21 protein-coding genes are annotated in these 22,955 nt (G+C 60.5%); 13 read left to right on the top strand and 8 right to left on the bottom strand.

All coding sequences use genetic code 11. The features are described 5' to 3' along the window. Positions 1 to 379 precede the first annotated feature (379 nt). The 6 genes from CKW26_RS17230 to pilG form a co-directional block, all read right to left on the bottom strand. On the bottom strand, positions 380 to 850 hold the full coding sequence (locus CKW26_RS17230; protein WP_095049473.1) for a chemotaxis protein CheW: 471 nt from the start codon (positions 848 to 850) through the stop codon (positions 380 to 382). Next, positions 843 to 6,740: an Hpt domain-containing protein gene (locus CKW26_RS17225; RefSeq protein ID WP_095049472.1), complete on the bottom strand. Its 5,898-nt coding sequence runs from the start codon at positions 6,738 to 6,740 to the stop codon at positions 843 to 845. The genes CKW26_RS17230 and CKW26_RS17225 overlap by 8 nt, the downstream gene beginning before the upstream one ends. A gap of 11 nt (positions 6,741 to 6,751) precedes the next feature. Further along, positions 6,752 to 8,800, bottom strand: a complete 2,049-nt coding sequence (locus CKW26_RS17220; RefSeq protein ID WP_095049471.1) for a methyl-accepting chemotaxis protein — start codon at positions 8,798 to 8,800, stop codon at positions 6,752 to 6,754. Positions 8,801 to 8,954: 154 nt separating this feature from the next. Next, entirely contained in the window at positions 8,955 to 9,494 is a 540-nt protein-coding gene (locus tag CKW26_RS17215; RefSeq protein ID WP_095049470.1) for a chemotaxis protein CheW, read from the bottom strand. Between the two features lie 10 nt (positions 9,495 to 9,504). Continuing rightward, complete coding sequence (gene pilH / locus CKW26_RS17210; protein ID WP_026000666.1) at positions 9,505 to 9,870, bottom strand: twitching motility response regulator PilH; 366 nt, start codon at positions 9,868 to 9,870, stop codon at positions 9,505 to 9,507. A 59-nt stretch (positions 9,871 to 9,929) separates the two neighbouring features. Further along, positions 9,930 to 10,334, bottom strand: a complete 405-nt coding sequence (gene pilG / locus CKW26_RS17205; protein ID WP_007913673.1) for a twitching motility response regulator PilG — start codon at positions 10,332 to 10,334, stop codon at positions 9,930 to 9,932. Between the two features lie 225 nt (positions 10,335 to 10,559). On the opposite strand from pilG, the gene gshB reads away from it, so the two are divergent. The 7 genes from gshB (at position 10,560) to CKW26_RS17170 (ending at position 16,606) form a co-directional block, all read left to right on the top strand. Then, entirely contained in the window at positions 10,560 to 11,531 is a 972-nt protein-coding gene (gshB, locus tag CKW26_RS17200) for a glutathione synthase (RefSeq protein WP_095049469.1), read from the top strand. Between the two features lie 107 nt (positions 11,532 to 11,638). After that, on the top strand, positions 11,639 to 12,538 hold the full coding sequence (locus tag CKW26_RS17195) for an energy transducer TonB (RefSeq protein ID WP_093429840.1): 900 nt from the start codon (positions 11,639 to 11,641) through the stop codon (positions 12,536 to 12,538). 171 nt (positions 12,539 to 12,709) lie between these two features. Then, positions 12,710 to 13,282: a YqgE/AlgH family protein gene (locus tag CKW26_RS17190; RefSeq protein ID WP_095049468.1), complete on the top strand. Its 573-nt coding sequence runs from the start codon at positions 12,710 to 12,712 to the stop codon at positions 13,280 to 13,282. Next, on the top strand, positions 13,282 to 13,719 hold the full coding sequence (gene ruvX, locus CKW26_RS17185) for a Holliday junction resolvase RuvX (RefSeq protein ID WP_064589634.1): 438 nt from the start codon (positions 13,282 to 13,284) through the stop codon (positions 13,717 to 13,719). The genes CKW26_RS17190 and ruvX overlap by 1 nt, the downstream gene beginning before the upstream one ends. A gap of 80 nt (positions 13,720 to 13,799) precedes the next feature. Next, complete coding sequence (pyrR, locus tag CKW26_RS17180) at positions 13,800 to 14,306, top strand: bifunctional pyr operon transcriptional regulator/uracil phosphoribosyltransferase PyrR (RefSeq protein WP_034153653.1); 507 nt, start codon at positions 13,800 to 13,802, stop codon at positions 14,304 to 14,306. A 27-nt stretch (positions 14,307 to 14,333) separates the two neighbouring features. Then, positions 14,334 to 15,338, top strand: a complete 1,005-nt coding sequence (locus tag CKW26_RS17175; protein WP_007913665.1) for an aspartate carbamoyltransferase catalytic subunit — start codon at positions 14,334 to 14,336, stop codon at positions 15,336 to 15,338. Next, a complete protein-coding gene (locus tag CKW26_RS17170) occupies positions 15,335 to 16,606 on the top strand; it encodes a dihydroorotase (RefSeq protein ID WP_095049467.1) in 1,272 nt (423 codons plus the stop codon). Before CKW26_RS17175 ends, CKW26_RS17170 begins: the two co-directional genes overlap by 4 nt. A gap of 102 nt (positions 16,607 to 16,708) precedes the next feature. Here CKW26_RS17170 and CKW26_RS17165 read toward each other — a convergent pair whose 3' ends face one another. Further along, positions 16,709 to 17,140 (bottom strand): TM2 domain-containing protein, encoded by a 432-nt coding sequence (locus CKW26_RS17165; protein ID WP_007913651.1) that lies wholly within the window; start codon positions 17,138 to 17,140, stop codon positions 16,709 to 16,711. Positions 17,141 to 17,388: 248 nt separating this feature from the next. Here CKW26_RS17165 and CKW26_RS17160 point away from each other — a divergent pair, with 248 nt between their 5' ends. Beyond that, positions 17,389 to 18,006, top strand: coding sequence for a C40 family peptidase (locus CKW26_RS17160; RefSeq protein ID WP_095049466.1), 618 nt, complete (start codon positions 17,389 to 17,391; stop codon positions 18,004 to 18,006). Between the two features lie 125 nt (positions 18,007 to 18,131). Here the strand turns inward: CKW26_RS17160 and CKW26_RS17155 are convergent, their stop codons facing one another. Beyond that, positions 18,132 to 19,166, bottom strand: coding sequence for a type IV pilus twitching motility protein PilT (locus tag CKW26_RS17155; RefSeq protein WP_095049465.1), 1,035 nt, complete (start codon positions 19,164 to 19,166; stop codon positions 18,132 to 18,134). Between the two features lie 56 nt (positions 19,167 to 19,222). On the opposite strand from CKW26_RS17155, the gene CKW26_RS17150 reads away from it, so the two are divergent. The 5 genes from CKW26_RS17150 to CKW26_RS17130 all read left to right on the top strand — a co-directional run bounded on the left by CKW26_RS17150 (position 19,223) and on the right by CKW26_RS17130 (position 22,955). Further along, the gene (locus CKW26_RS17150; protein WP_095049464.1) at positions 19,223 to 19,909 is read left to right on the top strand and encodes a YggS family pyridoxal phosphate-dependent enzyme; all 687 of its coding nucleotides are present in this window, start codon (positions 19,223 to 19,225) and stop codon (positions 19,907 to 19,909) included. 23 nt (positions 19,910 to 19,932) lie between these two features. Further along, entirely contained in the window at positions 19,933 to 20,751 is an 819-nt protein-coding gene (gene proC, locus CKW26_RS17145; RefSeq protein ID WP_095049463.1) for a pyrroline-5-carboxylate reductase, read from the top strand. A 10-nt stretch (positions 20,752 to 20,761) separates the two neighbouring features. Next, positions 20,762 to 21,352, top strand: coding sequence for a YggT family protein (locus tag CKW26_RS17140; protein ID WP_095049462.1), 591 nt, complete (start codon positions 20,762 to 20,764; stop codon positions 21,350 to 21,352). After that, complete coding sequence (locus CKW26_RS17135; protein WP_095049461.1) at positions 21,349 to 21,636, top strand: DUF167 domain-containing protein; 288 nt, start codon at positions 21,349 to 21,351, stop codon at positions 21,634 to 21,636. Before CKW26_RS17140 ends, CKW26_RS17135 begins: the two co-directional genes overlap by 4 nt. A 179-nt stretch (positions 21,637 to 21,815) precedes the next feature. Beyond that, complete coding sequence (locus CKW26_RS17130; RefSeq protein WP_095049460.1) at positions 21,816 to 22,955, top strand: homoserine O-acetyltransferase; 1,140 nt, start codon at positions 21,816 to 21,818, stop codon at positions 22,953 to 22,955.

Below are 22,955 nucleotides of genomic sequence, written 5' to 3'. Positions count from 1 at the left end.
CTGTCTGATGAGCTATACGCCCCAAATATGACGGGCTACTAAACCCGATCACTGGAAATCAGTGACGGAATCAAGTTACGCAGCATGCCAAAGGCGCACAAGCCGGCGGATTCTGGTGCATGCGTAGGCAGCGGCGCAAGGATTTGTAGGCTAGGGAGCCGTAACACAGAGTGTCTTTAAACAACGGGGTTAAAGGGTGTCTATTGCACTGCAGAAATTGAGGATTTGCCTGTAAGAATTTGCTGGTGCTACTGGCCCCATCGCTGGCAAGCCAGCTCCCACAGTGTCCGAGTTGTATTCGAATTCTGTGAACCACACAAAAACCTGTGGGAGCTGGCTTGCCAGCGATGAGGCCAGTCAGAGCGACACGAATTCTGGATCAGTGAACCAGCCCAGCATCCACCAACAACTTCTCCAACCCCAACAAATCCGGCACCTTCGCCACCTGCTCCCCGACCTGCACCGCCGCCTGCTCCAGCCCACACAACGGCACATCGACATAACTCAACTGACTATCAAGCTTGTACGACCGCGGAATCCCCTGCACCAGCAGGGCAATGAACTTCAACTCCGGCAACCCACCGAGGGCATTCAAAATCACGATTCGCGCCCGCTCGCCAATGACGATTTTCTGCCCGCACGCCGATTCAAAACTCAGCAACGGAATCTGCCGCTCACGCCACGTAACCTTGCCGAGATACCACGGCGGCGTGTCCAGATCGAAGGCACTGGCCTGGTAATCGATCAACTCAGCGACAGCGACGTTAGGCAGGATCAAATTGCGATCCGCCAACGGCAACAACAGACCAGTGAGTTGGCTGCTGCGCTGATTATGCCGGCGCTCATGCATGTTTCTTGCTCCAGTGGGCAATGCTTTCAAGCAGCACCGACTCTTGATACGGCTTGCCGAGGTAGTCGTTGACGCCAATCGCCATGGCGCGGTCGCGGTGTTTCTGTCCGGTACGTGAGGTGATCATGATGATCGGCAGGTGTTGCAGGCGTTCGTCGTTGCGCACTTGGGTGGCGACTTCGAAGCCGTCCATGCGCGGCATTTCGATGTCGAGCAGCATCAGGTCGGGCATGTGTTCTTCGAGCAGCAGCATGGCGTCGACACCGTCCTTGGCCGTGAGCACGTTCATGCCGTGACGTTCGAGCAAACGGCTGGTGACCTTGCGTACGGTGACCGAGTCGTCGACCACCATCACCAGCAGCGGTTTCTGCGGTTCGCTGTCGATCTCCGGCACCGTCGGTGTCTGCGCAACCCGCGCTTGCATCGCCCGAATCGGTGCGAGCAAATCGAGAATCAGCACCACCCGGCCATCGCCCAGAATCGTCGCCCCGGACACGCCCTGCACCGCCGCGAATTGCGCGCCAAGACTCTTGACCACAATCTCGCGGGTGCCGGCCATGGTATCGACCAGCACCGCGATGCGCCGGTCGTTGTAGTGCACCAGCAGCACCGGCAACGGCAGGTTCTGCCCCAGCAGTTTCGGTCGTGGCGCGGTTTTCAGCAGTTCGCCGAGATAGCACAGTTCGTAGGTCTGGCCGCCGTACTGATAGCGCGGCGGATCAACCCGGAAGTGAGCTTCCAGATCATTCGGCAACACGCGGACGATGCCTTCGATGGTGTTCAGCGGAATCGCGTATTGATCCTCGCCACACTGCACCATCAACGCGCGGTTGACCGACACGGTGAACGGCAGCCGAATGCGGAAATGCACGCCCTGCCCCGGCACCGAGTCGATGCTCATGCTGCCGCCGAGTTGCCGCACTTCTTCGTGCACCACGTCCATGCCGACGCCACGTCCGGAAATCTGGGTGATCTTTTCCGCTGTGGAAAACCCCGGCTGAAGGATGAACTGCAACACGTCGCGGTCGCTGATCTCGGCATCCGGCGCGAGCATGCCGCGCTTGATCGCCTTGCGCCGCACCGCTTCCAGTGGCACCCCGGCGCCGTCATCGCGAATGTCGAAAACGATGTCGCCGCCCTCGCGGGACAGGTCCAGGCTTATCGTGCCCTGCGCCGGTTTACCCGCCGCCAGCCGCACCTCGGCGGACTCCAGACCATGATCGACGGCATTGCGCAGCATGTGTTCCAGCGGCGCAGCCATGCGCTCCAACACATTGCGATCCATCTCGCCTTCGGCGTTGCCGACGACAAACGCGACGTCTTTGTTCAGCTCTTCAGCGACCTGGCGGACGATGCGTTTCAAACGCGGCAACATCCGTTCGAACGGCACCATGCGCGTACGCATCAAGCCTTCCTGCAATTCGGTGTTGATGCGGCCCTGTTGCTGCAACAGGTTCTCGGCGTCGTGATTACGGCGGTCGAGGGTTTCCTTGAGGTCGAGCAAGTCAGAGGCGGATTCGAACAGCGCCCGCGACAGTTGCTGCAACTGCGAATGGCGGTCCATTTCCAGCGGATCGAATTCTTCATAGCCGAGACGTTCGGCATCGACTTGCTGGCGGCTGAGAATCCGCCCCTGAGTTTCTGTGTCGAGGCGGCGCAACTGATCGCGCATCCGTTCGATGGTGGTTTCCATCTCGTTCAGCGCGATCTGCGCGTCGTTGACCTGCTGTTCGATACGGCCACGGAAGATCGAGGTTTCCCCGGCCAGATTGACCAACTCATCGAGCAGTTCGGCGGAGACTTTGACCATGTCCGCGCCAGCGTCGGCAGCTGGCGGCGCCGCGTCAGTCTTGACCGGCACAGGTAGCACTGGCGGCGTTTCTACCGTCACCGGATGGCTGAAATTCTGGATCGCATTGATCAGCCGATCAGCCGGCGGACACGGTTGCCCGGCGCGCACGCCATCGAGCATTTGCGCCAAGCGATCATGCCCGCGCTGCACCAGCGCAAACAGCTCCGCCGACGGCTGCAAAGCGCCGCTGGAAAGACTTTCGTAAAGGTATTCCAGCTCATGCGCGAGGTCGCCGATCGGGCCGATCTCGACCATCCGCGCGCCACCCTTGAGGGTGTGCAGATCGCGCAGCAGGGTTTCCACTTCCTGACGATTGCCCGGCTCGGCCTGCCAGCGCAGCAGCGCGGCGCCGGAGTTTTCGATGATGTCGAAACCTTCTTCGAGGAAGATTTCCAGCAACTCGGGATCGTGGCCAGCGCTGTCGTGCCCGGCTGTTGCTGGCGGAGTTTCGGCAACATTCTGGCCTTGGCGGACCTGACGGATAACGTCGATCAGATCCTGTGCCGGGGTCAGTGGCTGATGCTGTTGCAGTTGTTCAAGCAGCAGCGCCAAACGCTCATGACTCTTGAGCAACAAGCGCCCCAAGCTTTCGCTGTAGTTGTAGCGACGATCCACCAAGCCTTCGTAAAAGCTTTCCAGCTCCTGAGCCAGATCGCCAATGGCCTCGACTTCGGCCATCCGCGCGCCGCCCTTGAGGGTGTGCAAATCGCGCTGCAACGAGGACAGCGGCGCGGCATTGTCCGGGTCGCTCAACCAGCGCTGCAAGGCCTGGCCTGAGCTGTCGAGAATATCGACCGCTTCTTCAAGGAAGATCCCGACAATCTCGTCATCGTGTTCAAGCGCCGTTGCCTTTTGCTGCAACTCAGCGGTGGCGCTGCCCAGTTCACGGATGCTCAGGGTGCGGCTGCCATCGCTGCGAATCAGGCCCATGGACGATGGGTCGAGGCTCTGATCGAGCAGATCATGCAACGCCCGAATCCGCTCTGGCTGCGGCGTGACTTCCTGCCCAGCGGCCAGTTCGTCGAGCATGTTGATCAGCGCTTCGTGGGCGTTCTGCGCTTCCTGGAAAAACTGCTCGCTGACCGCCAGGCTGCTTTCTTCCACGGCGCCGTAGAGATCGAGCAAGGCTTCGCACAACACATCCACCGGCAGCAAATCCGCCAAATGCGCGCCTTCGCCAAGGGTGGTCAGTTCATCCAGCAAGGCGCTGAGTTCCTGACGCTCGCCGGGGTGTTGCTGCCAGCGCTGTAGCAGGCTCTCAGCATCCAGCAGGATGTCCATGCCTTGAGCGAGGAAGTTATTGATCAGTTGCGGATCGCGCTTGATCCGCAGGCCGGTATTGGGCGCATCGAGGATCGAGGCCAGACGCTCGGCGAGCAGGGTTTCCGAGCGCTTGATCAGCGACTGCGCACCGACAATCGGCGCCAGCGGATCATGCTTGAGCTGACGCAGGCCGACACGGAACAGGCCCTCGGCTTCAAGTAGCAACTCCACTTCGTCGAGGTCCAGCGGCAACTGGTGCGCCTTGAACTCGCGGGCCAGTTGATCGAGCGGTGCAGCGAGTTCGGCAATCGGCAATACGCCGGCCATCGACGCACTGCCCTTGAGCGTGTGCAAAGCGCGCTGCAGTTCGTCGCTGGCCTGCAGCGGCACATGCTCGGCGGCCTGATCGAGAAAGCGGTTGAGGCTGGCGAGGTGGGTCTCGGCTTCTTTGCGGAAGATTTCCAGCAACAGCGGATCGAGCGCCGCGACATCGTCCACGTCTTCGGCGGCCAATGGCTCGTCACCTTTGGCCAAGGCGTGAGCACGGGCCGCGAGCTGATCGACATCGCCGCGCTGGCGCTGGTTACTAGTGGCGAATTCGCTGATCAACTCGGGCAGCAACAGCGCGGTGTCGGTCAGCACTTGCTGCACCACTGAGCCCGGTTCGACACTTTGTTCGAGCACACGGTTGAGCAGGTTTTCCACCGCCCAGGCCAGTTCACCGAGGATCAGCGCGCGGACCATGCGCCCGCTGCCTTTCAAGGTGTGGAAGGCGCGGCGCAGTTCGGTCAGCGCATCACGATCCTGCGGATTGGCCGACCAGCGCGGCAGGTATTCGTGGAGAACTTCGAGGACCTCGTCGGTCTCTTCGAGGAACACCTCGCGCAGCTCATCGTCGACCGGTTCTTCATCGGCCGGCGGCGGCATCAGGCTGCCGGGGGTGATCAGCGCTGGCGGGTTGAGCGCCGAAACCGGGCTGGCCAGAACATCGGCCAGCGACTGCACGGTTTCCGGGTCATCGAGCGCTTGCATGTCCTGCATCACCAGCGCTTCGCTGGGGCTGAGCACGTCTTCGAGCACGGGCACATGCGGCTCATTTGGAAAGAAACCCAGACTCGCAAGGGACTTCTGCGCGACATCCAGCAACTGCTCGCTCGATGCCTGCGGATCGTCGCTCAGACGTTCGAGGTAATACTCGAGGCTGCTGATGACATCGGCCAGATGATCCAGCGCTTCCCAACCCGGTTCGTGCGGATCAAGCAACAGATGCTCACGGATAAACCCGTTGCACGCCTCGACCAGACTTGCCGCGCGGTTCAACGGAATCATCGCCAGCGCCCCGCGCACCTGAGTCAGCAGCGCCGGCAATGGTTGCAGGTGCTGGCGATCCCAATCGGCGTCGATGTAGTCGACGATCATGTCCTTGGCCTGTTGCAGGCAGATGCGCGCTTCCTTGATCACTATCTGATGAATCTGCGTCAGGTCGGTGGTCGGCAGGCGCGAATCTTCCGGGCTTTCCGGCTCGACGGTGCCGACCATCCCGGCCAGCGTCGCTTCGACGTAAAGCAGCGCACCGGCAACGTCCATGAGGATCGCGTCATTCGGTTCGCGCTGGCCCTGGGCGAGGCTGAGCACGACAGCTAATTGATCGATGATCACTTTGCGCGGCTGGCCGAAACCGAGCACCGCGAGGGTGTCGGCAATCTGTCGCAGCGGTGCGAGCAGGCTTTCCAGATCCGAGGTGTGCTGACGGTCGCTACGCACGAACAGGTCGAGGCGCTCCTTGACCCGCACCAGTTCTTCACACAACGCCGACAGCACCGAGCGCATCGCATCGCGGTCGGGGCCGGCCAGGCGCGCGCGTTCTTCGTCGACCATCGCGCTGTCGGGCAACGCGTCGTCCAGGGAGTAGCGATCTTTCATGGTCAGCATCTGCCCGGTGGGATGTTCGGCTTTGGCAATATAGAACAACAGGCTTTTCAGCAGCTCGGCAGGCGCCGGCTGATTGAGGCCAGCCATGCCCTGATCGAGCAGGCGTTTGAGTTCTTTGTCGGCGTCCTTGAACAGGCTGCGCAGCGCCGGGCTGTTGGCGATCACGCCCTCGCGCATGCCTTCGACCAGCGCCGAGGCGACTTGCCACAGCGGGCTCAGCGGCGAATCACCGCTCAGCGCTTCGAGGCGGGTGAAGACTTTGGCCAGATAACCGAGGTGGGTCTGGTCATCCTGTTCACGCAGCAAACCGACCAAAGCCATTTGCAGCATCTGGCGTAATTTGCGCAGTACGTTCGGCAGTTCTGCCGGCTCCAGCAGTGCCAACGCTTCTGCGTTTAGCGGTGCCAGTTCGGGCAATTGCGGGCTGAACAGGCTGGTTTCCGAGAGCAGGCTTTCGCCACGGGCGCTGCGCAGATCGTTGATCAGCGGCAGCACCACCAACGGCAAATCTCTCCGGGCGCTCTGCACGCGGTCGAGGTAAATCGGCAATTGCCCAAGGGCTTGCAGCAACAGGTGCAGGGCTTCGTCGCGATGGCTGACGCGCTCGTGCTGCAAGGCTTCGACCAGATGTTCCATTTCTTCGGCGAGCAAGGCTGCGCCGTAGAACTCGACCATCTGCAAACTGCCGTGGACCTGATGGATGTAATCCAGGCACTCGTCCAGCCCGGGAAAGGCTTGCGGGTCGTCGAGCACGGCTTCAATTGCTTGATGCGCCTGTTTCAGCGTTTCGGCAATTTCGCCTTTGACCCATTCGAGGGCCACATAGTCGTGCCGATCACCCATAACCACTCCACTCACGCTTTATCTGTCGCCGCCGGCAAGGTGAAACCGGACACCGAACGCCGTAGCTGACTGGCCATTTTCGTCAGGTTGCCGATGCTCTCGGCGGTGGCCGTGGAGCCGGACGAGGTCTGCGAGGTGATCTGCTGGATCACGTTCATCGTCAGCGAAATCTGCCCGGCCGAAGTCGTCTGCTGCTGCGCTGCGTTGGAGATGCTTTGAATCAGCGCCGCGAGGGTCTTCGACACGCCTTCGATTTCTTCCAGGGCCACACCGGCATCCTGCGCCAGTCGCGCGCCACGCACCACCTCGGTAGTGGTTTGTTCCATCGAGATGACCGCTTCGTTGGTGTCGGTCTGAATCGCCCGCACCAGGGTTTCGATCTGCCGTGTGGCGGCGGACGAGCGTTCGGCCAGCCGCTGCACTTCATCGGCGACCACGGCGAAACCGCGCCCGGCATCACCGGCCATCGACGCCTGAATCGCCGCGTTGAGGGCGAGGATGTTGGTCTGGTCGGCGATGTCGTCGATCAGGCTGACGATGTCACCGATTTCCTGCGACGACTCGCCGAGACGCTTGATGCGTTTGGCGGTGTCCTGAATCTGTTCGCGAATGTTGTCCATGCCGTGGATGGTGTTGTGCACCACCTCGTTGCCCTTGTTGGCGATTTCCACCGAACGCTCCGCTACCGCAGAAGACTCGGCGGCGTTGGCCGAGACCTGATCGATGGATTCGGCCATGTCGCTGATCGCGGTCGAGGCTTCGGAAATCTGCTGGGCCTGATGCTCCGAAGCCTGGGCCAGATGCATGGCGGTGGCCTGGGTTTCCTGCACCGCTGCGGCGACCTGGCCGGCGGTAAGGTTGATGGTGGCGACCAGATCGCGCAACTGATCGACGGAATAGTTGATCGAGTCGGCGATGGTGCCGGTGAAGTCTTCCGTCACCGAAGCGGTCACGGTGAGGTCGCCGTCGGCGAGGTCTTCGATTTCATCGAGCAGACGCATGATCGCGTTCTGGTTGCGCTCGTTCTTCTCGGCGGTTTCGCGCAACTGGCGATTTGTTTCGCGAACCATGACCAGACCGATGAGGATGATTGAGGCCAGCGCCAGCAAACCGAGGACGTAACCGCCGATGGTGTCAGTGTTGCGCCCACCGGCAAGGTTCTCGAAGCGAGTGGCCAAGTGCGAGGCTTCGTCGAGCAGGGTTTGCGAGAGGCTGAAGATATTGCTCGCCGATTCACGAACCTTGAACAGCTCCGGCGATGTTTCGAGGATTTCATCCACCGAGCCGGAAACGAATTGGAACAGCTCGGAGATTTCGCTCAAACGCGCACGGGCGTCGCGGTCTTCGACCTGGCTGATTTTCAACGCCGGGTTGCCTTGCAGCATGCCGTTGAGCACTTGGCCGAAACGGGTGGCGTCGCGGCCGAAGGCATCGGCGGCTTGCTGGGAGTTTTCGTCGCCGGCGAGCACGGTGTTGACCGCGCCGAGGATACGTTCGGCGAGCAGCGATTGACGCTGGGCCATCGCCACTTGCGTGGCTGGGGCGCCACGCTGGAGGAGGATTTCGACGACTTTTTCGTATTCGATCTGCAACTGCGGCACGGTTTCGGCCAGCGTCGCGGCGACCTGATGCAGCGACAGCACGGTCTGCTCGCTGGAAAGAATCGCGTCGGTGTTTTTCAGCAGGCGCTCCCAATCCAACTGCACGGCGCGCATTTCCGGGCGCACGGTGGCGGGTGCCGGCGGCAGGCCGGTGGCCGGGTCGCCCTTCTTCAGGTAACCCCAGCGCTGGGCGAAATCGTTGCGCGCATCACTGAGCAACTTGAACGCAGCCGCCTTGCCGGCGGCGGCTTCGGTGGCGTTCTTGGCGATACGTTGCGAGAGCACGCGCAGCTCACCGGCGTGGCCGATGTACTGTTTGTCGTAGTTCGCCTGGGTGTTGAGGTAAGCGAAGTTGGCGAACAGCAGCATGATGAACACGATCAGTGCGATGAACAGCACGATGATCTGCGAGCGACTGCGCGATCCTTCCGCCGGCTTGCCTGTTTTTGCTTTTGTCATCGGTCCTCGCCCTTAACCCACACCTTTGAGGCCTGCTGCAATCCCTGTGGGAGCGAGCCTGCTCGCGAAAGCGCTGGGTCAGCCAATATTTATCTTGCCTGACACGCCCTCTTCGCGAGCAGGCTCGCTCCCACAGGGGACGGTGTTGAATCTGTTATATCGCAACGCTCATGAACACCGGGGATTTGGCCAGCGCAAACAGGCTGAACACCCGCCAGTTCTGCTCGCGCCGGAAATAGCCTTTGACGAACTCGGCCTTCGAGCCCTGGCGTTTGCTGATCGATAGCGGTTCAAAGCTGTTCTGCTCAAAGTGCTGCAGGCCGATGACTTCATCGACCATCAGCCCGGCAAACACATCGCCATGCTCGACCACCAATACCCGCCGCTGTTTACGCAACGGCGACAGTTCATGGCCGAAGAAACCGCACAGATCCATGATCGGCAGCAACCGCCCGCGCAGGTTAGCCACGCCTTTGACCCACGGCTTGACCCCGGGTAACTGGGTAAATCGCGGTTCATGCAGCACTTCGCTGACTTCGCCCATCGGCGCCACATACCAATGCTCGCCGAGGCGAAAGCCGATGCCGCTCCAGCGATCCTGGCGCGCCGGTTGCGACGGCAGGTCCGCCGCCAGCAAGCGGCAGCGCTGGTCGATCTGCCAGAGCAGTTCGAACGCGGTCAGCGATTCGCTCATGGTTGCGCGATCAGCCTTTGAGCACGTTGTTCAGGGTCTTGATCAGGGTGTCTTCGTCGACCGGTTTGGTCAGGTAATCCTTGGCGCCCTGGCGGGTGCCCCAGACCTTGTCGGTTTCCTGATCCTTGGTGGTAATGATGATCACCGGGATATGTCCGGTTTCCGGGTCTTTGGTCAGCTGACGGGTCGCCTGGAAACCATTGAGGCCCGGCATGACGATGTCCATCAGTACCGCGTCGGGTTTTTCCTGCCGAGCCAGAGCCACGCCGTCGGCGCCGTTTTCGGCCTTCAACACTTCATGGCCGTGCTTTTCGAGCATGCCGGTGAGTTTGTACATTTCAGTCGGCGAATCATCGACGATCAGGATACGTGCCATGGTTTTCCCCATTTTCTTGTCGACGCGCGGCCCGCTGGCCGCGTATCTCTGTACGTGTCTTACTGCGGCAAAACGGCGGCGAAGCCCGGAACATGGGCCTGAATCGCGTTGAGCAGTTCTTCCTTGCTGAAAGGCTTGGTCAAAAATTGATCAGAACCGACAATCCGCCCCTTGGCCTTGTCGAACAGCCCGTCACGCGATGACAGCATGATCACCGGTGTGGCCTTGAACGCGCTGTTGTTCTTGATTAAAGCGCAGGTCTGATAACCATCCAGACGCGGCATCATGATGTCGACAAAAATGATCCCGGGATGGTTGTCGGCGATCTTCGCCAGAGCGTCGAAACCGTCGATCGCCGTGATCACTTCGCAACCGACATTCTTCAACAATGTTTCGGCGGTGCGACGAATCGTTTTCGAGTCGTCGATCACCATGACCTTCAAGGCGCTGGACTGCTGTTCCATAAGAGGGCTCTACCGTCGCCTTTGCGAATCAATTTGTCCGTTTTGCGGTTATCAATGGCTCGAAACCCTTGATGCTCAAGGGCCAGCACGCTACGCCAGCCTTTTTAGCACAGTCTCCAGATGCAATCTATCGACGGGTTTTTCCTTGACCGAAAACCCGCCCGGCGCCACTCTGGCGGCACTTTTTCAATACCGATCCGGTAGCCAATTTTCGAGGAAAACCCAATGAGCGTTCGCGTCGGGATTGTCATGGACCCTATCGCCAGCATCTCCTATAAAAAGGATAGCTCGCTGGCCATGCTGCTGGCCGCGCAGAAGCGCGGCTGGGAACTGTTCTATATGGAACAGCGCGACCTGTATCAGGGCGAAGGTCAGGCACGGGCGCGCATGAAGCCGCTGAAAGTCTTCGCCAACCCGGAAAAATGGTTCGAACTGGACGCCGAGCAGGACAACCTGCTGAGCGATCTGGACGTGATACTGATGCGCAAGGATCCGCCGTTCGACATGGAGTTCGTTTACTCCACCTACCTGCTCGAACAGGCTGAAACCGCTGGCGTGCTGGTGGTGAACAAACCGCAGAGCCTGCGCGACTGCAATGAAAAACTGTTCGCCACGCTGTTCCCGCAGTGCACGCCGCCAACCATCGTCAGCCGCCGCGCTGACGTGTTGCGTGAATTCGCTGCCAAACACGGTGACGTGATCCTCAAGCCGCTGGACGGCATGGGCGGTACTTCGATTTTCCGTCATCGCGCGGGCGATCCGAACCTGTCGGTGATTCTGGAAACCCTGACCGCCCTCGGTGGCCAGCAGATCATGGGCCAGGCCTACCTGCCGGCGATCAAGGACGGTGACAAACGCATCCTGATGATCGACGGCGAGCCGGTGGATTACTGCCTGGCACGGATTCCGGCGCAGGGCGAAACCCGTGGCAACCTGGCTGCCGGTGGCCGTGGTGAAGCGCGCCCGCTGACCGACAAGGATCGCTGGATCGCCGCGCAGGTCGGCCCGACGTTGCGTGAGAAAGGCCTGCTGTTCGTTGGCCTCGATGTGATCGGCGAAAGCCTCACCGAAATCAACGTCACCAGCCCGACCTGCATCCGTGAAATCGACAATGCGTTTGGCACTGATATCGGCGGCATGCTGATGGACGCCATCGCCAAGAAGCTGCAAGCCGCCGGCAAAAAGCCAAAAGCTTGATGCACGTCACATGCAGTCTGTCGCTTGAAGCGTGAAGCCCAAGGCGTGAAACCAACATTGCGTTATCATGCGCAGCCTCTGAAAAACGCGATGTTGGTTTTCTTGTCATGACCCTCCCGTCCGATCTGCCCGCAGAACTCGCCCACCGTGGCGTGCGCCCGGCCGATCGCCTCGGTTTTACCCTGTTTCTCGCGGCGCTGATCCATTTGGCGCTGCTGCTCGGCGTCGGCTTCACGATGGTCGAGCCCAAGCAAATCAGCAAAACCCTGGAAATCACCCTCGCCACCTTCAAGAGCGAAAAGAAGCCGGAGAAGGCTGACTTTCTCGCTCAACAGCATCAGGAAGGCAGCGGCACGCTGGACAAGAAGGCGATTCCGAAGACCACTGAGGTGGCGCCGTTCCAGGACAATCAGGTCAAAAAAGTCACCCCGCCACCGGCCGCCAAACCGCAAGTGCAGGAAGCCGCACCCAAAGCTGCGGTGACCACCGTCGCGCCGAAACCTAAAAAAGCGCCGACCAAGAAAGAAGAAGCCAAAACCGAAGTCAAACCGACAGTCGACGCGCCGGAGTTCGACAGCTCACAGCTGTCCAGCGACATCGCCAGTCTTGAAGCCGAACTGGCCAAGGAACAACAGCTGTACGCCAAGCGCCCGCGCATCCACCGTTTGAGCGCGGCGTCGACCATGCGCGACAAGGGCGCCTGGTACAAAGACGACTGGCGCAAGAAGGTCGAGCGCATCGGCAACCTCAATTACCCCGAAGAAGCACGGCGCAAGCAGATCTACGGCAATCTGCGCCTGATGGTTTCGATCAACCGCGACGGTTCGCTGTATGAAGTGCTGGTGCTGGAATCCTCCGGCCAGCCGCTGCTGGATCAGGCGGCGCAGCGCATTGTCCGACTGGCGGCACCGTTTGCGCCGTTTACCGGGGACTTGTCGGACATCGACCGTCTGGAAATCATTCGTACCTGGAAATTTGCCCGGGGCGACAAGCTCTCAAGCAACTGACACACCGCAACCCCTTGTAGGAGTGAGCCTGCTCGCGATAGCGGTGTATCAGTCAACAATTTCGATTCTGGCACACCGCTATCGCGAGCAGGCTCACTCCTACAATGGATCTGTGTTGCTGTCAGCATCTCCAGCTTGTCAGTTTGCCCCCCGAACGCCACACTAGCGCACATGAAAAACGTCAGCCCCAGCTACCTCAAGCATCAATTCCTGATCGCCATGCCACACATGGCCGACCCGAACTTTGCCCACACCTTGACCTACATCGTCGAGCACACGGCCAATGGCGCTATGGGGATTGTGGTCAACCGGCCGCAAGAGCTGAATCTGGCCGACATCCTTGAGCAATTACGTCCGGACATTGACCCGCCAGCACTCTGCCAGCATGTGCCGATCTTCATTGGCGGCCCGGTGCAGACCGATCGCGGTTTTGTTCTGCACCCGGCGGGCAAGACCTTTCTGGCCACCGCGCAATTGGAGGGTGATCTGGCCCTCTCGACCTCGCAGGACGTGCTGTTCGCCATCGCTGACGGCGTCGGCCCAGCAAAAAGCCTGATTGCCCTCGGTTACGCCGGTTGGGAAGCCGGGCAACTGGAAGCGGAACTCGCCGACAACGCCTGGCTGAACTGCCCGTACGACGCCGACATCCTGTTCAACACCAGCAGTGAATTGCGTCTGGAAGCGGCGGCCCGGCACCTGGGGATCAACCTCAGCCTGCTGACCAGCCAGGCAGGTCACGCCTGATGGCCCTGCGCCTGATTCTCGGCTTCGACTACGGCACCAAACAGATCGGCGTCGCGGTCGGCCAGGTGATTACCGGCCAGGCCCGTGAGCTGTGCACCTTGAAGGCACAGAACGGCGTGCCGGACTGGAACCAGGTCGAAGCCCTTATAAAAGAATGGAAACCCGATGCCGTTGTTGTCGGACTGCCGCTGAACATGGACGGCACCCCGAGCGACATGTGCGTACGCGCGGAAAAGTTTGCCCGCCGCCTCAATGGCCGCTTCAATCTGCCCTTCTATACCCACGACGAACGCCTGACCACGTTTGAAGCCAAAGGCGAGCGACTGGCCCGTGGCGGTCAAAAAGGCAGTTACCGCGACAACCCGGTGGACGCCATCGCCGCCGCTCTGCTGTTGCAGGGCTGGCTCGATGAAAACACTGCATTGTTTGAATCCTGACAAGCGCTTCGGCGCTTTTCTTTTGAGTGAAAAACCGAGTCGTGTCCAAGGACCCGATTCGCCCCCAACAAGGAGCAACCATGAGCCTGCCAAATCCCGCCGATCTGATCAGCCAGATGGCGACCCGCCTCAAGGCGCACCTTGCCCAGCGTGAAATCACTGAACCGCGTTACATCGGCATTCGCACCGGCGGCATCTGGGTCGCGCAGGCCTTGCTTAAGGAATTGGGCAGCGATGCGCCACTGGGCACGCTGGATGTGTCCTTTTACCGCGACGACTTCAGCCAGAACGGCCTGCACCCGCAAGTGCGCCCGTCCGCCCTGCCCTTCGAGATCGAAGGCCAGCATCTGGTGCTGATCGACGACGTATTGATGAGCGGCCGCACCATCCGCGCCGCCATGAACGAATTGTTCGACTACGGCCGCCCGGCCAGCGTGACCCTGGTCTGCCTGCTGGACCTCGACGCCGGCGAGCTGCCGATCCGCCCGAACGTGGTTGGCGCGACGCTGTCGCTGGCCGCACATGAACGGGTGAAGCTGTCCGGCCCCGAGCCGCTGACGCTCGAACTGCAAGACTTCAACCTTTAATCCGCCCTATTGAGAGTCCCCTTCGCGATGACGCCTCTAGATACCAAGCGCCCGCTGCAGCTCAATGATCAGGGCCAGCTGCGCCACTTCCTCTCGCTCGACGGCCTGCGCCGCGAGTTGCTGACGGAAATCCTCGACACCGCCGACTCGTTCCTCGAAGTCGGTGCCCGGGCGGTGAAGAAAGTCCCGTTGCTGCGCGGCAAAACCGTGTGCAACGTGTTCTTCGAAAACTCCACGCGCACCCGCACCACCTTCGAACTGGCGGCCCAGCGGCTGTCGGCAGACGTAATTACCCTGAACGTGTCGACCTCGTCGGCGAGTAAAGGTGAAACCCTACTCGACACCCTGCGCAACCTCGAAGCCATGGCCGCCGACATGTTCGTCGTACGCCACGGTGATTCCGGCGCCGCGCACTTCATCGCCGAACATGTATGCCCGCAAGTGGCAATCATCAACGGCGGCGACGGCCGTCACGCCCACCCGACGCAGGGCATGCTCGACATGCTCACCATCCGTCGGCACAAGGGCGGTTTCGAAAACCTCTCGGTGGCCATCGTTGGCGACATCCTGCACTCGCGGGTTGCGCGCTCGAACATGCTCGCGCTGAAGACCCTCGGCTGCCCGGACATCCGCGTGATTGCGCCGAAGACCCTGCTGCCGATCGGCATCGAGCAATACGGCGTGAAGGTCTACACCGACATGACCGAAGGCCTGAAAGACGTCGACGTGGTGATCATGTTGCGCCTGCAGCGTGAACGCATGACCGGCGGCCTGTTGCCGAGCGAAGGTGAGTTCTACCGACTGTTCGGCCTGACCACCGCGCGTCTGGCCGGGGCCAAACCCGATTGCATCGTTATGCACCCGGGGCCGATCAACCGGGGGGTGGAAATCGAGTCCGCAGTGGCCGACGGCCCGCACTCGGTGATCCTCAATCAGGTGACCTACGGCATCGCAATTCGTATGGCTGTGTTGTCCATGGCCATGAGCGGGCAAACCGCGCAGCGTCAATTCGAGCAGGAGAACGCCCAGTGAAGCTCAGCATTCTCGGCGCACGCGTCATCGATCCAAGCAGCGGCCTGGATCAAATCACCGACATTCACGTTGAAGCCTGCAAGATCGTCGCCCTCGGCGCGGCCCCGGCCGGTTTCAGCGCAGTAGAAACCATCGACGCCCAAGGCCTCGTCGCCGCTCCAGGCCTCGTCGACCTCAACGTTGCCCTGCGCGAGCCGGGCTACAGCCGCAAAGGTTCGATCATCAGCGAAACCCGCGCTGCTGCGGCCGGTGGCGTGACCAGCCTGTGCTGCCCGCCAAAGACCAAACCGGTGCTCGACACCTCGGCCGTGGCCGAGCTGATCCTCGATCGCGCTCGCGAGGCCGGCAACACCAAGGTGTTCCCGATCGGCGCGCTGAGCAAAGGCCTGGACGGCGAGCAACTGGCCGAACTGGTGGCGCTGCGCGACGCTGGTTGCGTGGCGTTCGGCAACGGTCTGGAGAGCTTCCGCAACACCCGCACCCTGTGCCGGGCACTGGAATACGCGGCGACCTTCGACCTGACGGTGATCTTCAATTCGCAGGATCACGACTTGGCTGAAGGTGGCTTGGCTCACGAAGGCGCTGTCGCCAGTTTCCTCGGCTTACCGGGGATTCCAGAAACCGCTGAAACCGTGGCCCTTGCCCGTGACCTGCTGCTGGTTGAGCAGACCGGCGTACGTGCGCATTTCAGTCAGTTGACCAGTGCTCGCGGTGTTGCCCTGATTGCTCAGGCTCAGGCCCGTGGTTTGAAGGTGACGGCGGATGTCGCGCTGTATCAGTTGATTCTGACTGATGAAGCGCTGATCGACTTCAGCAGCCTGTACCACGTGCAACCGCCGCTGCGTACGCGTGCTGACCGTGATGGCCTGCGTGCAGCGGTGAAGTCCGGTGTGGTCTCGGCGATTTCCAGCCATCACCAGCCGCACGAACGCGACGCCAAACTGGCGCCGTTCGGCGCGACCGAGCCGGGCATCAGCAGTGTTGAACTGTTGCTGCCGCTGGCGATGACGCTGGTTGAGGATGGGTTGCTGGATCTGCCGACCTTGCTGGCGCGTCTGAGTGCAGGCCCGGCTGAAGCGTTGCGTCTGCCGGCCGGCAAACTGGCGGTAGGTGGTGCGGCGGATATCGTGTTGTTCGATCCGCAGGCTTCGACGGTGGCCGGTGAGAACTGGTTGTCGAAGGGTGAGAACTGCCCGTTCATTGGGCACAGTCTGCCGGGTGTGGTTCGCTATACGCTGGTGGATGGGCGGATCAGTCACCAGGCTTGATACCGGGTTGCCCCCAATCGCTGGCAAGCCAGCTCCCACAAGGTCTTGCGCTATCTTTGGGTTAGCGCAAAAACCTGTGGGAGCTGGCTTGCCAGCGATGGCTTACTGGAAGGCGCCTCTGCCTTCGGCGTTGCGTACGGATACCTGATCATTCAGCGTCCAGAAGTCATACAGCACCCCCAGAAAGAACAACCCGCCTGTCAGCAGATAGATCAGTCCACTGATCCACTTGCCCTGATACATCCGGTGCACGCCCAGTGCGCCAAGGAACGTCAGCAGAATCCACGCCACGTTGTACTCGATCGGCCCTGCGGTAAAACGCAGATCCGCCTCGCGATCCATTGCCGGGATCAAGAACAGATCGATCAGCCAGCCAATACCCAGCAAACCGAAGGTGAAAAACCAGATCGTCCCGGTCACCGGCTTGCCGTAATAGAAGCGGTGAGCACCGGTAAAACCGAAAATCCACAGCAGATAACCGATGATTTTGCTGTGCGTATCTTGCTGCTGAACAAATTGTTGATAGGGGTTCATGAAGACCTCGATTCACACGATAGATAAATATTCTTGAATTCTTTGTGACTTTTTTACAGGTAGCCGACGTACGGCAAATGTTACCGTTGCTACCGTCAAAGCCTTATAGCACCTGACTTCTGTCCGACAATTGCGTCCATTTGCCGCTTATTTGGTTCCGTTGGCCTCCAACTGAATCGACCAACGGACTCGGAATGAAAAAAAACTCTGTTATAAAGTTGCGCGCTATCACTAAAGAGCCACGCCTAATGCGACCATTTTTCAAGACATGGCTAACCATCTGCCTATTAATGCCATTGGCCGCCCACGCCACCAATCGTGAGCAACGTCTTCCCAACGTTAACGGCTTTACCCCTAAATCCCATGCTTCGGCTCCATCGAGCAAAAGCAGCAAAAGCAAAACCACCACGCTGAGCAGCAAGAGCCACAGCAAGCTGGTGCCACCGATGGCGAGCAAGGAAAGCAGCAATGTGCTGAGCCGTGCGGTGAACGTCCTCGGTACCCCTTATCGTTGGGGCGGCAGCAGCCCAAGTAAAGGTTTTGATTGCAGCGGTCTGGTGAAATACGCGTTCAACGACGCTACGTTCGACCTACCACGCACCTCCAACGCCATGGCCAGCGGTCACGGCGAGAAAGTCGAGCGCAAGGATCTGAAGCCGGGCGACCTGATTTTCTTCAACATCAAGAGCCGTCGGGTCAACCATGTTGCCATCTACTTGGGCAACGACCGCTTTATCCACGCGCCACGTCGTGGCAAAGCGGTGAGCATCGATACGCTGAACAAGCCGTACTGGCAGCAGCATTACGTGGTTGCCAAGCGTGTGTTGCCGAAAGAGCAAAACCAGATGCGCGTGGTTCAGCGCTAACACCATACCGATCGTTCCCATGCTCCGCATGGGAATGCCTCAATGGACGCTCCGCGTCCGCTTCGGCAGGGACGCAGAGCGTCCCGGGCTGCATTCCCACGCAGAGCGTGGGAACGATCACTCCCTCAGAAATTATCCGGCGTCCGCGCCTTCTCCCGCGCATGCTCGCGGCTGATCAAGCCCTTGGTCAGCAGATCCTTCAGGCACATGTCCAGTGTCTGCATGCCCAACGACCCACCCGTCTGAATCGCCGAATACATCTGCGCCACCTTGTCCTCACGGATCAGGTTACGGATCGCCGACGTGCCCAGCATGATCTCGTGCGCCGCCACCCGCCCGCCGCCGATCTTCTTGATCAACGTCTGCGAGACCACCGCCAGCAACGACTCGGACAGCATCGAACGTACCATCGACTTCTCGTCACCGGGGAACACGTCGACCACGCGGTCGATGGTTTTCGCCGCCGAGGTGGTGTGCAGCGTGCCGAATACCAAGTGCCCGGTTTCGGCAGCGGTCAGCGCCAGGCGGATGGTTTCCAAGTCACGCATCTCGCCGACCAGAATCACGTCCGGGTCTTCACGCAGTGCCGAGCGCAACGCAGTGGCGAAACTGCGGGTATCACGGTGGACTTCACGCTGATTGATCAGGCATTTGCGCGATTCGTGAACAAACTCGATCGGATCTTCGATAGTCAGGATGTGGTGATGCCGGTGGGTATTGAGGTAATCGATCATCGCCGCCAGCGTGGTTGATTTGCCGGAACCGGTCGGCCCGGTGACCAGCACCAGACCGCGCGGCGCATCGGTAATCTTGCGGAAGACGTCGCCCATGGCGAGGTCTTCCATGCTCAGCACTTTCGACGGAATGGTACGGAATACGGCGCCTGCGCCACGGTTCTGGTTGAAAGCGTTGACGCGGAAACGCGCCACACCCGGCACTTCGAAGGAAAAGTCGGTTTCCAGATGTTTCTCGAAGTCGACCCGCTGGGTGTCGTTCATGATGTCGTAGATCAGTTCGTGCACTTGCTTGTGATCCAGCGCCGGCAGATTGATCCGCCGCACATCGCCATCGACACGGATCATCGGCGGCAGACCGGCCGACAGGTGCAGGTCGGAAGCGCCTTGTTTGGCGCTGAAGGCCAGCAGTTCAGTGATATCCATAGCGCTCCTCAATTCCAGTAGAATGCCGCGAACCTTCCGACCGCTGGCGCCTCTTGATGTCCACGATAGCAGACAACATCCAACTGGTTAGTTCGCGCATCCAGGCAGCGGTAACAGCTGCAAACCGCGCTGAAAACAGCGTCCAGTTGCTCGCGGTCAGCAAGACCAAACCCGCCCAGGCCCTGCGCGAAGCATATGCCGCCGGCCTGCGTGACTTTGGCGAGAACTACCTGCAGGAAGCCATAGGCAAACAGCTCGAACTGGCTGACCTGCCCTTGATCTGGCACTTCATCGGCCCCATTCAATCGAACAAGACTCGCGCCATCGCCGAGCATTTCGACTGGGTGCATTCCGTGGATCGCCTGAAAATCGCTCAACGCTTGTCCGAACAGCGCCCGGCTGAACTGCCGCCGCTGAACATCTGCGTTCAGGTCAATGTCAGCGGCGAAGCCAGTAAATCCGGCTGCACTCCGGCTGACCTGCCGGCATTGGCCGCCGCGATCAGCGCACTGCCGCGCCTGAAACTGCGCGGCCTGATGGCGATTCCCGAGCCGACCGACGACCGCGCCGAGCAAGACGCGGCCTTCGCCGCCGTGCAGAAATTGCAGGCGAGCCTTGATCTGCCGCTCGACACACTTTCCATGGGCATGAGCCACGACCTTGAGTCGGCCATCGCCCAAGGCGCCACCTGGGTTCGTATCGGTACGGCCCTGTTTGGCGCCCGCGACTATTCCCAATCTTGAACGTTTCCAGATAAGGACCACACATGAGCAACACACGTATTGCGTTTATCGGTGCGGGCAACATGGCGGCCAGTCTGATTGGCGGCCTGCGCGCCAAGGGGCTGGAAGCCGGGCAGATCCGTGCCAGCGACCCGGGTGAAGAAACCCGCGCCAAGGTCAGTGCCGAACACGGCATCGAAACCTTCGCCGATAACGCTCAGGCCATCGACGGCGTCGATGTGATCGTACTGGCGGTCAAGCCGCAGGCAATGAAAACCGTGTGCGAAGCGATTCGCCCAAGCCTGAAACCCAATCAATTGGTGGTTTCGATTGCTGCCGGTATCACCTGCGCCAGCATGACTGCGTGGCTCGGCGAGCAGCCGATCGTGCGCTGCATGCCCAACACCCCGGCGCTGCTGCGTCAGGGCGTCAGCGGCTTGTACGCCACCAGCAAAGTGACCGCCGAGCAACGCCAGCAAGCCGAAGAGCTGCTGTCCGCCGTCGGCATCGCCTTGTGGCTGAAGGAAGAACAGCAACTGGACGCCGTGACCGCTGTGTCAGGTTCCGGCCCTGCCTATTTCTTCCTGCTGATCGAAGCCATGACCGCCGCCGGCGTCAAACTCGGCCTGCCGAAAGACATCGCAGAACAACTGACCCTGCAGACCGCACTGGGCGCCGCGCATATGGCCGTCTCCAGCGACGTTGACGCCGCCGAACTGCGCCGCCGCGTGACTTCGCCAAACGGCACCACGGAAGCTGCAATCAAATCATTCCAGGCCAATGGCTTTGAAGCACTGGTCGAAACCGCACTCGGCGCCGCCGCGCACCGCTCGGCCGAAATGGCCGAACAACTGGGCAAATAAGGAGCCTTACATGATTGGATTGAATACCGCAGCGGTTTACGTGCTGCAAACCCTCGGCAGTCTGTACCTGCTGATCGTGCTGCTGCGTTTCGTACTGCAACTGGTGCGGGCGAACTTCTACAACCCGCTGTGCCAGTTCATCGTCAAAGCGACCCAGCCACTGCTCAAACCACTGCGCCGGATCATTCCGAGCCTGTTTGGTCTGGACATGTCGTCGCTGGTGCTGGCGATTCTGGTGCAACTGGCGCTGATGGCGTTGACCCTGCTGCTGACTTACGGCACCACCGGTAACCCGCTGCAACTGTTTATCTGGTCGCTGATCGGCGTGACCGCGCTGTTCCTGAAGATCTTCTTCTTCGCCCTGATCATCAGCGTGATTCTGTCGTGGGTTGCACCGGGCAGCCACAATCCGGGTGCTGAGCTGGTCAACCAGATCTGCGAGCCGGCGCTGGCGCCGTTCCGCAAAATCCTGCCAAACCTTGGCGGTCTGGATCTGTCGCCGATCTTCGCCTTCCTCGCGCTGAAACTGATCGACATGCTGGTGATCAACAATCTGGCGGCGATGACGATGATGCCGGAAATCCTCCGTCTGCTGATGTGAGCTGGTTTCGATGGGACGGTGACGACTTGATCCTCGAGTGTCACCTGCAACCGGCAGCCCGCAGCGATGACTTCGCCGGGCTGCATGGGGATCGCCTGAAGATTCGTCTGACTGCACCGCCGGTTGAGGGCAAGGCCAATGCTTATCTGATGGGCTTTCTGGCCAAGGCGTTTGGGGTGTCCAAAAGCCAAGTCAGTTTGCTCAGTGGCGAGTTGAACCGGCAGAAGCGAGTGAAGATCTGCTCGCCGAAGAAGTTGCCGGATTTGCCTGACCTAATGCGCTGATCGTTCCCACGCTCCGCGTGGGAATGCATCCCGGGACGCTCCGCGTCCCCTGCCGAAGCGGACGCCGAGCGTCCAATGAGGCATTCCCACGCAGAGCGTGGGAACGAGCGCAGGTAGTTGCTTGCCGCTAACCCCCCCGGTCTTTAGACTTACGCCTCATTTCAACGAGAGCAGGGTCGATGCCAGCTGCCTTTCCCCCCGATTCTGTTGGTCTGGTGACGCCGCAAACGGCGCACTTCAGCGAACCTCTGGCCTTGGCCTGTGGCCGTTCGCTGCCCGCTTATGACCTGATCTACGAAACCTACGGCACGCTCAACGCACAGGCGAGCAACGCCGTGCTGATCTGCCACGCCTTGTCCGGCCATCACCACGCCGCCGGCTACCACAGCCCCGACGACCGCAAACCCGGTTGGTGGGACAGCTGCATCGGCCCCGGCAAACCGATCGACACCAGCAAGTTCTTCGTGGTTAGTCTGAATAATCTGGGCGGCTGCAACGGCTCCACCGGCCCCAGCAGCATTAACCCGGAGACCGGCAAGCCATTCGGTGCCGACTTCCCGGTGCTGACCGTGGAGGACTGGGTACACAGCCAGGCGCGCCTGGCCGACCTGCTCGGCATCGGCCAGTGGGCGGCCGTCATCGGCGGTAGCCTCGGCGGCATGCAGGCATTGCAATGGACCATCACTTACCCGGACCGCGTGCGCCATTGTCTGGCTATCGCCTCGGCGCCAAAACTGTCGGCGCAGAACATCGCCTTCAACGAAGTTGCGCGTCAGGCGATCCTCACCGACCCGGAATTCCACGGCGGTTCGTTCCAGGAAGCCGGCGTGATCCCCAAACGCGGCTTGATGCTGGCGCGCATGGTCGGGCACATCACTTATCTGTCCGACGATTCCATGGGCGAGAAATTCGGCCGTGGCCTCAAGAGCGAGAAGCTCAACTACGACTTCCACAGCGTCGAGTTCCAGGTCGAAAGCTACCTGCGTTATCAGGGCGAAGAGTTCTCCGGACGCTTCGACGCCAACACCTATCTGTTGATGACCAAGGCGCTGGATTACTTCGATCCGGCAGCGAACTTCGACGATAACCTGGCGAAAACCTTTGAAAACGCCACGGCCAAGTTCTGCGTGATGTCGTTCACCACCGACTGGCGCTTCTCCCCTGCCCGCTCGCGGGAACTGGTGGATGCACTGATGGCGGCGCGCAAAGACGTCAGCTATCTGGAAATCGACGCACCGCAGGGCCACGACGCCTTCCTGATTCCGATCCCGCGCTATTTGCAGGCGTTCGGCAATTACATGAACCGCATCACGCTGTGA

Source organism: Pseudomonas sp. Irchel s3h9, assembly GCF_900187475.1.
In the GTDB taxonomy this organism is placed as follows: Bacteria; Pseudomonadota; Gammaproteobacteria; order Pseudomonadales; family Pseudomonadaceae; genus Aquipseudomonas; species Aquipseudomonas neuropathica.
The sequence above is the reverse complement of the archived record's forward strand: the minus strand, read 5'-3'. Positions and strand labels throughout refer to the sequence as shown.

Excerpts from the sequence above, each read along its gene's own strand:
- CKW26_RS17140 (WP_095049462.1), top strand. The coding sequence starts at position 20,762 with ATGATTGGATTGAATACCGCAGCGGTTTACGTGCTGCAAACCCTCGGC.
- CKW26_RS17190 (WP_095049468.1), top strand. The coding sequence starts at position 12,710 with ATGAAAAACGTCAGCCCCAGCTACCTCAAGCATCAATTCCTGATCGCC.
- CKW26_RS17220 (WP_095049471.1), bottom strand. The coding sequence starts at position 8,800 with ATGACAAAAGCAAAAACAGGCAAGCCGGCGGAAGGATCGCGCAGTCGC.
- CKW26_RS17175 (WP_007913665.1), top strand. The coding sequence starts at position 14,334 with ATGACGCCTCTAGATACCAAGCGCCCGCTGCAGCTCAATGATCAGGGC.
- pyrR (WP_034153653.1), top strand. The coding sequence starts at position 13,800 with ATGAGCCTGCCAAATCCCGCCGATCTGATCAGCCAGATGGCGACCCGC.
- CKW26_RS17130 (WP_095049460.1), top strand. The coding sequence starts at position 21,816 with ATGCCAGCTGCCTTTCCCCCCGATTCTGTTGGTCTGGTGACGCCGCAA.
- CKW26_RS17215 (WP_095049470.1), bottom strand. The coding sequence starts at position 9,494 with ATGAGCGAATCGCTGACCGCGTTCGAACTGCTCTGGCAGATCGACCAG.
- gshB (WP_095049469.1), top strand. The coding sequence starts at position 10,560 with ATGAGCGTTCGCGTCGGGATTGTCATGGACCCTATCGCCAGCATCTCC.
- CKW26_RS17150 (WP_095049464.1), top strand. The coding sequence starts at position 19,223 with ATGTCCACGATAGCAGACAACATCCAACTGGTTAGTTCGCGCATCCAG.
- proC (WP_095049463.1), top strand. The coding sequence starts at position 19,933 with ATGAGCAACACACGTATTGCGTTTATCGGTGCGGGCAACATGGCGGCC.
- CKW26_RS17160 (WP_095049466.1), top strand. The coding sequence starts at position 17,389 with ATGCGACCATTTTTCAAGACATGGCTAACCATCTGCCTATTAATGCCA.
- ruvX (WP_064589634.1), top strand. The coding sequence starts at position 13,282 with ATGGCCCTGCGCCTGATTCTCGGCTTCGACTACGGCACCAAACAGATC.
- CKW26_RS17230 (WP_095049473.1), bottom strand. The coding sequence starts at position 850 with ATGCATGAGCGCCGGCATAATCAGCGCAGCAGCCAACTCACTGGTCTG.
- CKW26_RS17195 (WP_093429840.1), top strand. The coding sequence starts at position 11,639 with ATGACCCTCCCGTCCGATCTGCCCGCAGAACTCGCCCACCGTGGCGTG.
- CKW26_RS17155 (WP_095049465.1), bottom strand. The coding sequence starts at position 19,166 with ATGGATATCACTGAACTGCTGGCCTTCAGCGCCAAACAAGGCGCTTCC.
- CKW26_RS17225 (WP_095049472.1), bottom strand. The coding sequence starts at position 6,740 with ATGGGTGATCGGCACGACTATGTGGCCCTCGAATGGGTCAAAGGCGAA.
- pilG (WP_007913673.1), bottom strand. The coding sequence starts at position 10,334 with ATGGAACAGCAGTCCAGCGCCTTGAAGGTCATGGTGATCGACGACTCG.
- CKW26_RS17165 (WP_007913651.1), bottom strand. The coding sequence starts at position 17,140 with ATGAACCCCTATCAACAATTTGTTCAGCAGCAAGATACGCACAGCAAA.
- pilH (WP_026000666.1), bottom strand. The coding sequence starts at position 9,870 with ATGGCACGTATCCTGATCGTCGATGATTCGCCGACTGAAATGTACAAA.